The following is a 14256-nucleotide window of genomic DNA, read 5'->3' as shown; positions in this document are numbered from 1 at the left end:
GGGTGAATCGGCTCCGAAGCGGTCCTGGGCAGGGCGCCCGGGCCGGGCCGGTCCTGACGGCCGGTGGGTGAGCGGGGCGTGTGCCGACCGTGTCGATGCCGTGCGCGTACACCGGAGTCGACCACGATGAGCGGGCCGTGATGCCTCGGGGAGTGGTGGGTGACGTATGGCGGACGCGACGGTGTGCCGGTCCCTGGGAGCGTGCCAGGGGAGCCCGGCCGGGATGGGCTTCCGGTGAGCGGCGGGGGTGCCTGGACCGGGGTCGCCCTGGCCGCGGTCACCGCGGGCTACGCCCTGGCCTCCAAGCGCCTCGCCCGCGCTTCCGTGACCGCGCCGATCGTGTTCACCGCCTGCGGGGTGTTCATCGGTCCGGTCGGTCTCGGAATCCTCGATCCGAAGCGTGACGCGGGCGCGATCCTCCTCCTGGTCGAGATCGCGCTGACGCTCGTGCTGTTCACGGACTCCTACGAATTGCGCGGCCGTGACCTGCATCTCGGGCGACTGCTGTCCGCCCGGCTGGTGACCGTCGGGCTGCTCCTGACCATCGGGGCGGGATGGCTGCTCGCCGTACTGCTGCTGCCAGGGCTGAAAGGCTGGGAGCCCGCGCTGATCGCGGTGATCCTCGCACCCACCGACATCCCGGTGTGCAAGGCCGCGGTCGCCGACCGCCGGGTGCCGCCGGTGGTGCGGCACGGGCTGACGGTCGAGACCGGACTGAACGACGGCGTGGTGCTGCCGCTCTTCCTGCTGGTACTGGCCGCCATCTCAGGTACGGCTTCTTCGGAGCACGGACTCGTGGGGGTCTTCTGGCGGTCGCTGGTGCTCAGCAGCGCGCTCGGGCTCGCCGTCGGCGCCGCGATCGGCCTGCTGCTGCACCGGGCCTGGGTGGCCGACTGGGTGAACCGGGAGTGGAGCCAGGCCGTCGTACTGGCGGTCGCCCTCGCCTCCTACACACTCGCCGCGGCGACAGGTGGAAGCGGCTTCGTCGCGGCCTGGGTCGCCGGATTCGCCTTCGCGGCGCTGCTGCGCCGCGCCGGCGCCAGGGAGGGCACCGGCTCCGGCGCGCACAGCACCGATCCGGTGGGCCGCTTCACCGAGGGACTGGCATCACTGCTGGCCGCCATGAGTTTCCTGGTGTTCGGCGCGGTCATGCTGGGCCCCGCCCTCCAGCACCTCACCTGGCGGGTCGCTCTGTACGCGGCGCTGTGCATCGTCCTGGTGCGACCGGTGGCGGCGGCCATCGCACTGGTGGGCAGCGGACTGCGGCTGCCGACGGTGGCGTACGCGGCGTGGTTCGGGCCCCGTGGACTGCCCTCGCTGGTCTTCGGCCTGATCTGCGCGAAGGAGCATGTGCCCGCCGCACGCACCCTGCTGGAGGTGGTGGCGCTGACGGTGGCCCTCAGCGTGCTGCTCCACGGGGTGTCGGCGGTATGGCTCAGCGACCGCTACGGACGCTGGTTCGAGGCGGCGCGGGGACGCGGACTCCGGTTGCGGGAGACGGGACCGGAAGCCCACCCGGACTGAGGGGGCCGGCGGTTCCGGCTCAGGGCTGTCCCGTAGTCCGCGGTGGATCAGAGCGCGGCGTCAGGTGTACGGGGTCTCCCCCGGCCCTTGGGGCCGAGGTGTATGGCGTCTCCCCCGGCCCTTGGGGCCGAGGTGTATGGCGTCTCCCCCGGCCCTTGGGGCCGAGGTGTATGGCGTCTCCCCCGGCCCTTGAGGCCGAGGGGTATGGGGTCTCCCCCGGCCCTTGAGGCCGAGGGGTATGGGGTCTCCCCCGGCCCTTGAGGCCGAGGGGTATGGGGTCTCCCCCGGCCCTTGAGGCCGAGGGGACGCAACGCAAGGCGGAGGGTCGCCCTCGTACTGGGTGTATTCGGGCGATTCGGCAACGCAGCGTGGGGCATCTCCCGGCGAAGCCGGGGGGAGTGCCGTAGCTGTCGTCGCGCGCCCGCCGGGGATTACGGGACAGCCCTTACTGCGGCAGCCGGCGCATCTCCACCACGTGCAGACCGAGGTCCTGGAAACGGGCGAGCAGCCCGTACAGGTGTGCCTCGTCCGTGACCGGTCCGTACAGGACCGTCTCATCGGCCACCGTCGTCTCCTCCAGCTCGGGGAAGGCACCGGCGACGGCCGTGGACAGATGACCGGAGACGCGGAACTCGTATCGCATAGGGACACTTCCCCGTGGGCCATGGCCTCTTCGTACGGACGCTTCACGAACCTCTCGGGAACTCTCGGGAACTCGCGGCACCTCACGGACGGCGCCTCACGGAACCTCTGCCGGCATGTTGCCTCGCAACGGGAGGACATCGCATCACCCGCGCGAGGTGAACCCCACCCCCGTGTCACAGCAGGTCGGCCTCCCGCGCGCGCCGTACGGCGTCGCTCCTGCGGGAGACGGACAGCTTGCGGTAGATGCTCTTCAGATGGGTCTTGACCGTGTTGACCGACAGATACAGCTCCGCCGCGATCTCCTGAGTCGACATCATCTGCGCCACATGCCGCAGCACCTCGCGCTCCCGTGCGCTGAGCTGTTCGACCAGCAGTGGGCGGTCGCCCGCGTCGTCGGGTCGCTCGTTCAGCCAGGGGTGGTCCACCAGGAGTTCCGGGGTCCGCGCGAGCAGATGCCTCAGCCAGGGACCGCTCTCGGTGAACGGGGCACGAAGCAGCTGGGGGCGGGCGGCGTCGAGTGCCTGCCCCAGGAAGACCAAGGCGTGCGCGGTCGCGTCGTCGCGCAGCGCGGCATGTGCTTGGAGCAGGCGGGCGCGTACCCGGTCGGAGGGCCCGGGGGACGCTCCGTTGCCGAGCGGGGCGAGCAGTCGCCGGGCGTGCGCGGTGTCGCCGGTGGCCAGATGGGCGGCGGCAGATGCCAGGGCGCGGTCGCCGTCGGCGGCGCCGTCCAGTGCCGCGAGAGCCGACGAGGGGTCACCGCGGGCGAGGTGCACGGTGCAACGGGCCATGGTCACCCTGCGCGCGGCCTCGGGGCAGAGGGGCGGGAGCTCGGTACGGGATGCGCCGTCGCGACCGGCGCCGTCGCGGGCCGTGGACAGACTCGGTACGTCCAGGGCATCGAGTGCCTGCGCGGTACGGCCCTGTGCGAGTGCGAGGCGGGCGCGCAACACGGCGGCTTCGGCGGCACCCAGCGGGTCATGCGCGGGGCTGCGGAAGTGCGCCGCCGCGTCGATATGGTGCTGGGCCGCGAGGAGGTCGCCGCGCTCCGACGCGACGGCGGCGAGCGCGAGATGGCAGAGGCCGGTGCGGTGGCCGTCGGGGACCCCGCTTTCATCGGCCGTACGGAGCCCCTCACGGGCATGCGCCTCGGCCTCGCGCAGCATGCCGTCGACACCCTCGGTCAGGGCGAGTGCGCCCAGGCAGTGGTAGCGCACCGTGCGGGTGCGCTCGTCGTCCGCACCCTTCAGGGCCGCGGTGAAGGCCTCGCGCGCCCCGGTACGGTCGCCCGCGGCGAGCAGCGCCTGCGCGCGGCCGTACCGGCACAGGGCCTCGACTTCGGGGTGCTGCGACAGCCGGATCTCGGGCACCAATGCCATCAGGGCGCGCACCTCACCGTCACCGTCGGCATCCGGGGCCGCGCATCCGCTCCCGCCCGCACTACCGCCACCGCCGCTGAGCAGCCGCAGCAGAGCCTGCGTCAGCCGCCGTTCGGGTGAAGTCTCCCGCTCCTCGGGCCCGGCACCGGTCGTGAGAGCGTCCTCGGCGCGGACGAGCTGCCTCAGGCTCTCTTCGACGTCATGGCGAAGGAGCGCGGTGGCGGACGCGACCAGCGCCGGTGCGGCTCCGGGCACCTCGGCCGGCATGGCCTCGAACAGGCGCTCAAGGCAGTGGCTGTCCGGTCCGCTGAGGAGCCGCCCGATCTCCAGCCCGTCCACCACGAGGGCTGCGGCGTACCCCCACTCCCCCGCCGCGGCGGCGTGTTCGAGCGCGTCGTGCAACCGGTCGGCGGCGGCGAACCACTGCGCCGCACGCAGGTGCAGTTCCGGAGCCAGCTCGGGGGCACGGCTGAGCAGATGCGCGCGGAGCACCTCGGCGAACAGCGGATGGCCGCGGTACCAGGAGGTGTCACCGATGGGTTCCATGAAGGCGTTCGCGCGGGCGAGACCGTCGAGTACGGACGCCCCGTCCGCACGTCCCGTGAGCGCGTCGGCGAGAGCCGGATGGATGTGGGCGAGGATGCTGGTCCGCGTCAGCAGGTCTTGCACGGGGACGGGCTGGGCTTCCAGGACCTCGGCCATCAGGTAGTCGGCGACTGCGTTGTGCGAGGCGGCGAAGGACTGGGCGAAGTGCTCGACGTCGTCCGTTCGCTGCATCGCCAGCGCGCACAGCCGAAGTCCGGCGGCCCAGCCTTCGGTGCGCTCGGTGAGCACGCCCACGCTCTCCGGCGAGGGCGTCAGCCCGTGCTGCCGCAGCAACTGCGCCGTCTCACGCGCGGTGAACGCCAGCTCGGAGCGGCGGATCTCGCAGATCCTGCCCTCGGCGCGGTAGCGGTGCAGCGGCAGTGCCGGATCCACGCGGCCGACCAGGACCAGCCTGAGTGCGGATCCGGCGTGGGCCAGGACGAATTCGAGGTCCGCGGCCAGCTGCCGGTCGCCGACACGTTCGACGCCGTCGAGCACAAGCACGACGGGCCTGGGCAGCTCGGTCAGCGCGGAGGCGAGCCGGACGATCAGTGAACGGTCCACTGTGTCGGCGCTGGAGGGGGTGCCGATGTCGGGCAGCGGCACCTTGTGGTAGCGGAACGCCCCGAGTACGTACGCCCAGAACACGCCCGGAGCGTTCTCCTCGCTCTCGACCGTCAGCCAGACGACGGGACCAGGAGGGCCCTGGGCCCCCTGCCAGGAGGCGGCGAGCGTCGTCTTTCCCGCCCCGGCCGGTCCGCTGATCACGGTCAGCGGGCCCCTGGCCCCTTCAGTGAGCCGGTCGGTGAGGCGTTTCCTGGCCACGAAGCCCGGCGGTACGGCGGGTACCGCGAACTTCGAGGCCAGCAATGGATCGCCGCCCGGATCCGGCTGGGAGTCCTCGGCCATGGCATCCACCGTCGTACGGTCCCGTCTTCCGGTGTCCTGACGCGACCATGATCCCAGTGCCCCCACATGATCGCCATTGATCACCGCCTCTCCGGCCGACGGGGCGGAGCGCCAGGGGAGGCGGTGCCGGTCGGGCCGTAGTCCAATGTCCTTGAGGCGCTCGGGGTGTCCTTGAGGTGCTCGGGGTGGCCTGGAGTGGTTCCGGGGGCGCGGGGCTCGGACGGATCACCGGAGGTGCGATGAGCCGGAGTGGGAGCGACTGGGTCCGCCTGCAGCGCCGGACCGCGCGATTCGCGGTCATCGCCGCGTTCACGGCGGTGGTGCTCTTCGTCCTGGTGGCCGGGCTGCGGGGAATCGCGCTGGTGGCCCTCGTGGTGGTGGGCACGGCGATGACGGCGGCTGCCCTGTGGTGGGTGCTGACCCGGCGCGGGCTGGTACGTGTGTGCGCCATGGCGCTGGCCGTTGCGGCACCGGTGGCGGTCGTCTGGCTGGGGGTCACATCAGGGCTGCTCTGGCTGCTGGTGATCTGCCTGGCGCTCGGGGCCCTGGCGGCGACGGCCGGATGGGAGGCTCTCGCCATGGACACCGCGCACAAGGCGCAGCCCGTCGCCGCGACGCCTCGCCCGGGGCGGCCGTTCCTGATCATGAACCCGCGCTCGGGGGGTGGCAAGGTGGGGCGGTTCGGGCTGAAGGAGAAGGCCGAGGCCGCCGGTGCCCGTATCGCCCTGCTGGACCCGGGCCGGCAGGTCGACGTGGCGGAGCTCGCCCGCCAGGCCGTGGCCGATGGGGCGGATCTGCTCGGAGTGGCGGGGGGTGACGGCACCCAGGCTCTGGTGGCGGGCATCGCAGCCGAGCACGGGATTCCCTTCCTGGTGGTCCCCGCGGGGACTCGCAACCACTTCGCACTCGACCTCGGGCTCGACCGTGACGATCCCGAGGCCGCGCTGAGCGCCTTGACGGACGGGGTGGAGCTCCGGGTGGACCTGGGCCTCATCGGCGACCGGGTGTTCGTGAACAACGCGTCGTTCGGCGCGTATGCCGCCGTGGTGCAGAGCGACGCCTACCGCAACGAGAAGGTGCGCACCACGCTCGAGATGTTCCCGGACGTGCTCACGCACCGCGCAGGCCCGCGGCTGACGGTCCGGGCCTCGGGGACCGCGGTCGAAGCACCTCAGGCAGCGCTGGTGAGCAACAACCCTTACCGGGTGGGCGATCTGGCGGCGCTGGGGAGGCGGGACCGGCTGGACGGCGGATCGCTCGGGCTGATGTGCGTCAAGGTGGACAGCGCAGCCGATGCCGCGGTTCTGCTGCGCGGTGGGAGGGCCCCCGGCCTGACGGTACTCACCGCTCCGGAAGTCGTCGTGGAAGCCGACACACCGCGGATCGACGTGGGTGTCGACGGTGAGGCGCTCAGCCTGCCGTCACCAGTGCGCTGCACGATCCGGCCGGGCGCCCTGCGGGTGCGCGTTCCGCGCACCCGGCCGGGTGTGCCGCGGGCTCGGCCGCGTCTGAACTGGCAGCGCATCGGACTGCTGGCACTGGCACGGTGAACGCGTCAGTGCCCCGCGCCCCCTGGGATCGGGGCGCGGGGCACATGCGGCTTCAACCGGCTTGAACGTCAATCAGTCGCGAGCGCCGGCCCGGCGCTTGCGGGTGGCCACCAGGATGCCGCCACCGGCGAGTACCGCGAGGGTCGCGGCACCGGCGATCACGGGGGTGGCGCTGGAGCCGCCGGTCTCCGCGAGGCCACCCGGGGTCGTCTCGCCGGGCTTCGGAACGGGCGCCGCGGAGCTGGGCGGCTCGTTCGTCGGGGTGCCCGATGGCTCGGGCGCGTCGGACGGCTCGGGCGTCTTCGATGCCTCCGGGGTGTCCGAGGGCTCCGGCGTTCCGGACTCGCAGACCGGTGCGGTCTTGGTCTCATCATGCGAGAACCGTTCGCCGTCGCCCGCCTTGACGACGAGGCGCACCTGGACCGCGGCCTTGTGGTCGGGCAGCTCGAGCGTCTCCTGGAAGGACGAGCCGAATTCCTTGGCCGGCAGCAGGTCCTTGCCGTCCACCGTGACGGTCACCGTGTTGGTGACATCGCCCCCGTACGCCTTCAGATCGACGGTGACCTCGGAGCAGGTCACCGTCCACACGGGAGTGTGAGCCGTGGCGGGGGTCGCGAACAGACCCATGCCCACGAGCCCGGCGGCCGTGCCCGCTATGAGAGCGCCCGAGCGCCTCCGAGCACGGGTTGGTACCTTCATCAATTCTCCACGCACTTTCTGTACTTCGTGGCCAGATGCGGCGCACAGTACTCGCACAGGAGAAGCATCCGCACCCCACTCCGGGTCACTTGACCCGAGCGTGGTACGGAGCGTCCGGTTCCGGCCGGATGGGAGTGAATCTGTCTCCCACCCGGCCGCGGCTGTTCAGACGACGGCCCACGGCTGCCCGTGGCCATGGCCCGGCTTCGACGGGCGCGCCGGGTGGGAGGGCTTGCCCGGCCGCGACGGCTTGCCCGGCCGGGAGGGGTGGTGTCCGCCGCCGTGCCCCGACGTGGACACCACCGGCGGGTGGGATGGCCCTCCCTCGGGGCGAACACCGCGCAGCGCTTCAGCGGGACTCGGCCTTCCGCGGCTGCTTCTCCCCGCCGAATGTCAGCCCGGTTCCCGTCAGATCGGCTCGTATTCCCTTGCGCTCGACGGCGATGCCGCGAAGGCGTATGTCGCCGGTGGCGACCTTCGGCAGCTCGAAGGAGAGCGAAAGGCTCTCGGACAGCTGCGGGGGCTTCAGCTTCAGCAGGCCGCCGATCAGCTCGGGATCGATGCCGACCTTCTCCAGCAGCCAGGGGTGGTCGACGACCACATCGACCAGGTTGACCTTCATCAGCTGCTTCAGGAACCGGGGCGAGCCGGTGAGCTCGCTCAACTTCGCTTCGCTGCGCAGGGCCCGGTCGATCCGCTCCCGCGGGATTCCGAGACGCCGGACCACATCGGGCAGTGCCAGCAGGGACTTGGCTCGGGCGGCCTCCCGGCTGACGCGCTGCGCCGCCTCGGCGTGCAGCCTCAGTCCTGAACGCTCCGGATCCTTGCCCGGGCGGTAGGTGAAGAGACCGGGCACATCGAGGCTCATGTCCTTCACCGTGGTGGACACGGCCCGGTCCCCGTCCTGCCGGACGTACGCCCGCGCCCGCAGACTCACCTCCCGCCCGGCAACCGGAAGTGATCCGGCGATCCGGATACCGCCGGATCCGGTCTCGGTGAACTTCACCTGTGATGCGCCGAGTTCGCGGTTCAGATCGTCGAACGAGAGCAGCACGTCGCCGTCCATCCGGTTGACCACCGCGCCTTCGACCGCGGTCGGCAGGTCCCCGACGATACGGATGTCCTCCGCGGTGGCGTGCACCTCGGCGATCGAGATCTTGTCGGCCGCCACGTCCGGGACGGTCACGTCGGCCCTGTCGATCCGCTGACGCAGAACCTGGGTCAGAAAGGGAAAACCCTGGATGTCGACCTCGGGCCGGGCACCCCCGCCGAGCGACTGCCGGATCTTCTCAGCCGCCTTGTCCTCGGCGTACGCCACCGACAGCCGGTCTCCGGCGAGGAGGAGCGTACTCGCCACCACAACGGCGACGGCGAGCCTGAACACCACGGGCAGGCCGGCGAGCCGACTGCGGCCCCGGTGGTTCGGGGGCGTCCACTCCTCCTCGTCGCCCTCGTGCGGGCGGATACCCGGTGTGGCGGAGAGAGCAGGGCCACGACGCGGCGAGTAGTCGCCGGGCCCACCCGACTCGGGCTCCGGATCAGCGAGTTGAGCGAGCTCTTCGTATGGGTTGCGGTGCTGTGCGGTGATGCGTGTGGGGGGTCGCATCAGCTCATCCCATCATGCGCACCACCCTCGAACGCAAATTCGCCTGATGTGGGTTCACTGCGTCGCACGCCCGGCTCAGGGCTCATTCGATACCGCGGCCGTGGCGGAAGCGCTCCAGTCCCTCCTCCAGGGTGACCATCCGCTCGGGATACGCATAGCGGGCCCGCTCACGTTCCGGCAGCTTCCAAGGCTCGTGCACGGCAGGCCCTTCGATTCCGTCGAGTTCGGGCACCCAGCGACGCACATAGGCACCGTCGGGATCATGGCGCCTGGCCTGACGCACCGGGTTGAGCACCCTGTTGGGGCGAGTGTCGGTGCCGGTACCCGCCACCCACTGCCAGTTGAGCTGGTTGTTCGCCAGATCACCGTCGACGAGCAGGTCGAGGAAGTGCGCCGCGCCGACGCGCCAGTCCACGTACAGGGTCTTGGTGAGAAAGCTCGCGGTGAGCAGCCTGCCGCGGTTGTGCATCCAGCCTTCGTGGCACAGCTGGCGCATGGCCGCGTCGACAACCGGGTAGCCGGTACGCCCCTCCTTCCAGGCCTGCGTGTCCTCCTCGGCACGACCGTCGGTGCGCCAGCGGTCGTGCCGGGGTCGGTAGTCATGGGCCGCGGTGCGTGGTCGCGCGTCGAGCACCTGTTGGTGGAAGTCCCGCCAGCACACCTGACGCACGAAGGCTTCCGCCCCTTCGCCCGCCCCAGAGCGCGCCCGGTGTACGACCTCGGCCGGTGAGAGCGTGCCGAAGTGCAGGTGCGGCGAGAGGTGCGAGGTCGCGTCGTCGGCGAGGTCGTCATGGATCGCTGCGTACCGCGAGATCCCACTCCGCAGCCATGCGTTCAGGAGTGCGCGCCCCTCCGTCTCCCCGCCGCGGGCCAAGCCCGGCGAGACACCCGTGACGTCCGCACGCGAGGGAACGCTCTCCGAGCCCACGGCTTCGGGCACCCGCACCGACCGGGGCGCGCCGATGGTGCCCCGGATGTCCTGCTGCGACCAACGGCGGAAGTACGGCGTGAAGACGGCGAAGTGGTCGGATCCCGCCGGTGCGACGGCACCCGCGCCCAGCGCGCTGACGACCGCGTCATGGACGCGCAGCCGCCGCCCCTGCCGCTCCAGGGCCTGGCGCAACCGGGACTCGCGGGCGTGGGCGTATCCACTGGGTCCGGACGCCATGTGCACCTCATCGGCCCCGGCTTCGCGCGCCACCGCGCACACTTCTTCGGCCACGTCCCCCGAGCGCACCACGAGCCGTCCGCCGCGCTCGCGCAGCCCGCGATCGAGGTCGGTGAGGCAGTCGGCGAGAAACGCCCTCCGGTTGGGGGCGCTGAAGGGCAGGTTCCCGATGTCGCGGTCACGCACGAACAGCGGCACCACCTCGTCGCACGACGAGAGCGCGGAGCGCATCGGCGGGTGGTCGTGCAGGCGCAGATCGGCGGTGTAGAGGACGACCGCTGTGGTCATGGAGTCACCTCCTGGTCGGTGCCCGTGAAGCGGGTACCGGATTCGTCGGCACGTACGGCGGCCCTGGCGATGTTTCGGGCCATTCCACCGAACACAACGGCGTGGAACGGGGAAACGCTCCACCAGTACATATGCCCGAGCAGACCGCGCGGGTGGAACAGCGCCCGCTGCCGGTAGCGTGACCGCCCGGCCCTGCCGGCCCCGTCCGTTCCACCCACCCCGTCCCCCTCCGCCGGGTCTTCTGGCTCGGCGTACATTTCGAGCCATGCGAGACCCGGCAACCGCATCTCGGCCCGCAGCCGCAGCAGCCGGCCCGGCTCGATCGCCTCGACCCGCCAGAAGTCCAGGGAATCGCCGACCCGCAGGTGCGCCGCGTCCCTTCGGCCGCGGCGCAGACCGTCCCCACCGGCCAGCCGGTCCAGCCAGCCGCGTACGGCCCAGGCGAGCGGGAAGGAGTACCAACCGTTGTCGCCGCCGATACCCTCGATGACCCGCCACAGTGCCTGCGGGGATGCGTCGACGGCGAGCGCGCGGCGGTCGCTGTAGAGGCTCCCGCCTGCCCAGTCGGGGTCGGTGGGCAGGGGGTCGCTCGGGGCGCCCGGCAGCGCGGCGGACGACCAGCGGGTGGCGACCTGCGCCTCCCGCACCCGCCGCAGGGCCAGGGCGAGGGCCCGGTCGAAACCGATCGGGCTGCCGGGCGGATCGGGGACGTATCGAGCGATGTCGTGCTCACCGCAGACGACCTCATGGCGCAGTGACTCGGCCAGCGGACGAGCGAGTGACGGCGGTACCGGGGTGACCAGGCCGATCCAGTGGCTGGAGAGCCGCGGGGTGAGCATCGGCACCCGCAGGATCAGCCGCCGGGGCAGCGCGGCCACCGCCGCGTACCTCCGCATCATCTCCTCGTACGTGACGACGTCCGGACCGCCGATGTCGAACGCGCGGTTGGTCTCGTCCGGCATCCGCGCGCTGCCCACGAGATAGCGCAGCACGTCCCGGACGGCGATCGGCTGGATCCGGGTGCTCACCCAGCTCGGGGTGACCATGACCGGCAGTCGTTCGGTGAGGTAGCGCAGCATTTCGAACGAGGCGGAGCCCGAGCCGATGATGACCGCTGCGCGCAGCACGGTCGCGGGTACCCGGGCCCTGAGGAAGATCTCCCCGACTTCGGCGCGGGACCGCAGATGGGGTGAGAGCCCCGCCGCGGGTACGTCCACCGGGGTCAGCCCGCCCAGGTAGACGATGCGCCGTACACCGGCGGCGGCGGCGCGCTCCGCGAAGAGCGTGGCCGCCTCCCGGTCCGTCTCCTCGAAACCGCGTCCGGTACGCAGGGCGTGCACAAGGTAGTAGGCCACGTCCACACTGTCGAGTGCCCTGCCGACCGCGTCCGCGTCGGTCACGTCCCCGCGGACGACTTCCACGCTGCCCGCCCAACGGTGGTCGCGCAGTTTGTCCGGGGACCTCGCCATACAGCGCACCCGGTAACCGGCCGCCAGCAGCTCGGGCACCAACCGGCCTCCGATATAGCCCGTGGCGCCTGTCACCAGGCAGCGCGGGCTCCGCTCATCCAGGTGTTCCTCGCGGCTGTTCATCGCTGTCTCCGTCCTTCCTCGCGCTGCTCGCGGTCCCTGCCGTCCTTCCGTGCCTCCCCGGCCCCTTCCCATTCCTTCGGGATGTGCGCGTGCGGGCATGAACGCCCGTGAGCAGGCGTGACGGGTGAAGAGGCGTAGTGGAAACGCGGCGGCTGGGTATGGGGAGCCCATGAACACACTCCGGGTGGGAAGAATTCGACAGCGCCTGCACGCCAGGGATGCGGCCCTGTTCGGCAGGGTCGCCTCCCGACGCTGGCCGGGCGCTGAGCCGGTGCTGCCGCGGCTGAGCACCAGCGCCAACCACGGGCTGCTGTGGTTCGGGATCGGCGCCGGCATCTGGGCCCTCGGCGGAGTGCGGGGGCGCCGGGCCGCCGTACGCGGGGTCGCCTCCCTCGCGCTGGCATCGGGCACCGTAAACACCCTGGCCAAGGGGGCGGTGCGGCGAGCCAGACCGCTGCTGGACGACGTCCCGATCATCCGGCATCTGCCGAACCAGCCGGTGACCAGCTCCTTCCCCTCCGGGCACGCCGCCTCCGCCGCCGCGTTCGCGACCGGTGTCGCCATGGAGTCGCGCGGCTGGGGCGCGGCGATCGCCCCGGTCGCCGCTTCGGTGGCCTTCTCGCGCGTCTACACTGGTGTCCACTTCCCCAGCGATGTACTGGTGGGCACCGCACTGGGGGTGGGAGCGGCGTACGCGGTGCGGGGGATCGTGCCGTCCCGTTCGCAGCTCCCGGCTCCAGCCAGGCCCCGGGCCGACGCCCCGGCCCTTCCCGAAGGCAAGGGCCTCACCGTGGTCGTCAATCCGTCCTCCGGGGCACAGCCGCAGCTGATCGACCCGGTGCGCCAGCTCCAGACGGCGCTGCCGCAGGCGCGTGTGGTGGTCTACGACCCCGAGGCCGGCGCGTTGCCCGATGTGCTCGCCGAGGCGGCGAAGGCCGCGGCCGAGTCCGGCGGCGCCCTCGGCGTGTGCGGCGGAGACGGCACGGTGAACGCGGCGGCCGCATGTGCGCTCCGCTTCGACGTCCCCCTCGCCGTACTGCCCGGCGGTACCTTCAACCACTTCGCCGCCGATCTGGGGGCCGACACGATCGCGGTCGCCTGTGCCGCCGTGGAAGCGGGCAGCGCGGTGCGGGCCGATGTGGGCCGGATCAGAGTGCTCGCCGGTGCGGAGGCAGGGCGAGGTGCCGAAGAGCGGCGCCCGAACCGGCCGGATGCGAACGAGCCGCGCTACTTCCTCAACACCTTCAGCATCGGGGTCTACCCGGAGCTGGTGCGCGTCCGGGAGCACTGGTCGCCACGCGTCGGCGGACCGGCGGCAGCCCTGATCGCCGTACTCCAGGTGCTGCGTACGGCCCGCCCGCTGCGCGCCAAGGTCAACGGGAGGGCCAGGTCCGTCTGGCTGCTGTTCGCCGGAAACGGGGCCTACCAGAGTTTCGGTATGGCCCCGACTCGGCGACATGACCTGTCCGACGGCCTGTTCGATGTCCGTATCGCGCACGGCGGGCGGTGCGCCCGCACCCGGCTGCTGGCCACCGCCGTCGCCGGCGGGCTCGCCCGCACCCGGCTGTACGCCTCGGCGCGGCCGCGCCGGCTGGTGATTTCCGGTCTGCCCGATGGCACGAGCATGGCGTTTGACGGCGAGGTCGTGCCCGCCCCGTCCTCGCTGCTGCTCGACAAGCTGGACGAGGCCTTGACGGTGTACCGCCCTGTGGTGGACTGAGCGTTGCCGCCGGTTGGTCAGACCGGTTCCATCCGGCCGAACAACCCGGCGTGACCGGGCGGAAGCTGGGTGAGGATACGCCGCAGCAGGGCGTCGTCGGCGGTCTCGGCGACGACGCCCAGCACGGCGGTCACCGCACGCCGGGCTTCGCCGAAGTCCCCGCGGTCACGTGCCGCCACCGCCGCGATGAACCCCCGCGGGGTCAGCGGCTCACTGGAGGGCTCTCCTTCGGTCAGCAGCGGGCCGCACTGCCGCGGCAGCAGCCTGGCGAGATCACTGCGGTCGTCACCCACCAGATGAGCTCCCAGGACGTCCAGGACGGTCTCGGTAGCGTGTGCTGCCTCCTGCCGCCGTGCGTAGCGGCCTCGTTCCTGAACCTGATCAAGCAGCGTTTCCAGGGGGATGTTCATGTCCGCTCCTTGTCCTCGCCGCCCTGCGGCGGCGTGCCCGTTTCGGTACCCCCGGCGGGGTGCGCTACACGACCCGTCACCCACATGCCCCAGGAGCCGTGCAGCGCGGATCCGACGTATCGCCGCGGCCCGTTCCGTATGATCGCTGGCAGGGGCGGCACCACGGGGGGTCCGCTCCCTGCGA

General features: G+C 71.8%; 10 protein-coding genes. 3 read left to right on the top strand and 7 right to left on the bottom strand.

Annotated elements, in window-relative coordinates; genetic code table 11:
* Positions 1-234: 234 nt before the first annotated feature.
* Positions 235-1524, top strand: a complete 1290-nt coding sequence (locus V1460_RS15885) for a cation:proton antiporter (protein ID WP_338674366.1) — start codon at positions 235-237, stop codon at positions 1522-1524.
* A gap of 445 nt (positions 1525-1969) precedes the next feature.
* Here V1460_RS15885 and V1460_RS15880 read toward each other — a convergent pair whose 3' ends face one another.
* Positions 1970-2167: a hypothetical protein gene (locus tag V1460_RS15880; protein WP_338674365.1), complete on the bottom strand. Its 198-nt coding sequence runs from the start codon at positions 2165-2167 to the stop codon at positions 1970-1972.
* Positions 2168-2342: 175 nt separating this feature from the next.
* Positions 2343-5039 carry a LuxR C-terminal-related transcriptional regulator gene (locus tag V1460_RS15875; RefSeq protein ID WP_338674364.1) on the bottom strand — a complete coding sequence of 899 codons (2697 nt, stop codon included), beginning with the start codon at positions 5037-5039 and terminating at the stop codon, positions 2343-2345.
* A gap of 239 nt (positions 5040-5278) precedes the next feature.
* Here V1460_RS15875 and V1460_RS15870 point away from each other — a divergent pair, with 239 nt between their 5' ends.
* Positions 5279-6589, top strand: a complete 1311-nt coding sequence (locus V1460_RS15870; protein ID WP_338674363.1) for a diacylglycerol kinase family protein — start codon at positions 5279-5281, stop codon at positions 6587-6589.
* A 72-nt stretch (positions 6590-6661) separates the two neighbouring features.
* Here V1460_RS15870 and V1460_RS15865 read toward each other — a convergent pair whose 3' ends face one another.
* From V1460_RS15865 to V1460_RS15850, 4 genes are all read right to left on the bottom strand, one after another.
* A complete protein-coding gene (locus V1460_RS15865; protein WP_338674362.1) occupies positions 6662-7288 on the bottom strand; it encodes an LAETG motif-containing sortase-dependent surface protein in 627 nt (208 codons plus the stop codon).
* A gap of 349 nt (positions 7289-7637) precedes the next feature.
* Positions 7638-8894 (bottom strand): DUF2993 domain-containing protein, encoded by a 1257-nt coding sequence (locus V1460_RS15860; protein WP_338674361.1) that lies wholly within the window; start codon positions 8892-8894, stop codon positions 7638-7640.
* A gap of 82 nt (positions 8895-8976) precedes the next feature.
* Positions 8977-10350 (bottom strand): deoxyribodipyrimidine photo-lyase, encoded by a 1374-nt coding sequence (locus tag V1460_RS15855; protein ID WP_338674360.1) that lies wholly within the window; start codon positions 10348-10350, stop codon positions 8977-8979.
* Positions 10347-11942: an SDR family oxidoreductase gene (locus tag V1460_RS15850; RefSeq protein WP_338674359.1), complete on the bottom strand. Its 1596-nt coding sequence runs from the start codon at positions 11940-11942 to the stop codon at positions 10347-10349. The genes V1460_RS15855 and V1460_RS15850 overlap by 4 nt, the downstream gene beginning before the upstream one ends.
* Positions 11943-12111: 169 nt before the next feature.
* Here V1460_RS15850 and V1460_RS15845 point away from each other — a divergent pair, with 169 nt between their 5' ends.
* Complete coding sequence (locus V1460_RS15845; protein ID WP_338674358.1) at positions 12112-13662, top strand: phosphatase PAP2 family protein; 1551 nt, start codon at positions 12112-12114, stop codon at positions 13660-13662.
* Positions 13663-13679: 17 nt separating this feature from the next.
* On the opposite strand, the gene V1460_RS15840 is transcribed toward V1460_RS15845, so the two are convergent.
* Positions 13680-14072, bottom strand: a complete 393-nt coding sequence (locus V1460_RS15840; RefSeq protein WP_338674357.1) for a DUF2267 domain-containing protein — start codon at positions 14070-14072, stop codon at positions 13680-13682.
* Positions 14073-14256: the final 184 nt, after the last annotated feature.

Source organism: Streptomyces sp. SCSIO 30461 (assembly GCF_037023745.1).
Taxonomy (GTDB): domain Bacteria; phylum Actinomycetota; class Actinomycetes; order Streptomycetales; family Streptomycetaceae; genus Streptomyces.
This window is presented reverse-complemented; position numbering and strand designations above follow the sequence as displayed.

Coding starts and splice junctions, on each gene's coding strand:
- V1460_RS15880 (WP_338674365.1), bottom strand. CDS start 2,167: ATGCGATACGAGTTCCGCGTCTCCGGTCATCTGTCCACGGCCGTCGCC.
- V1460_RS15875 (WP_338674364.1), bottom strand. CDS start 5,039: ATGGCCGAGGACTCCCAGCCGGATCCGGGCGGCGATCCATTGCTGGCC.
- V1460_RS15870 (WP_338674363.1), top strand. CDS start 5,279: ATGAGCCGGAGTGGGAGCGACTGGGTCCGCCTGCAGCGCCGGACCGCG.
- V1460_RS15865 (WP_338674362.1), bottom strand. CDS start 7,288: ATGAAGGTACCAACCCGTGCTCGGAGGCGCTCGGGCGCTCTCATAGCG.
- V1460_RS15860 (WP_338674361.1), bottom strand. CDS start 8,894: ATGCGACCCCCCACACGCATCACCGCACAGCACCGCAACCCATACGAA.
- V1460_RS15855 (WP_338674360.1), bottom strand. CDS start 10,350: ATGACCACAGCGGTCGTCCTCTACACCGCCGATCTGCGCCTGCACGAC.
- V1460_RS15850 (WP_338674359.1), bottom strand. CDS start 11,942: ATGAACAGCCGCGAGGAACACCTGGATGAGCGGAGCCCGCGCTGCCTG.
- V1460_RS15845 (WP_338674358.1), top strand. CDS start 12,112: ATGAACACACTCCGGGTGGGAAGAATTCGACAGCGCCTGCACGCCAGG.
- V1460_RS15840 (WP_338674357.1), bottom strand. CDS start 14,072: ATGAACATCCCCCTGGAAACGCTGCTTGATCAGGTTCAGGAACGAGGC.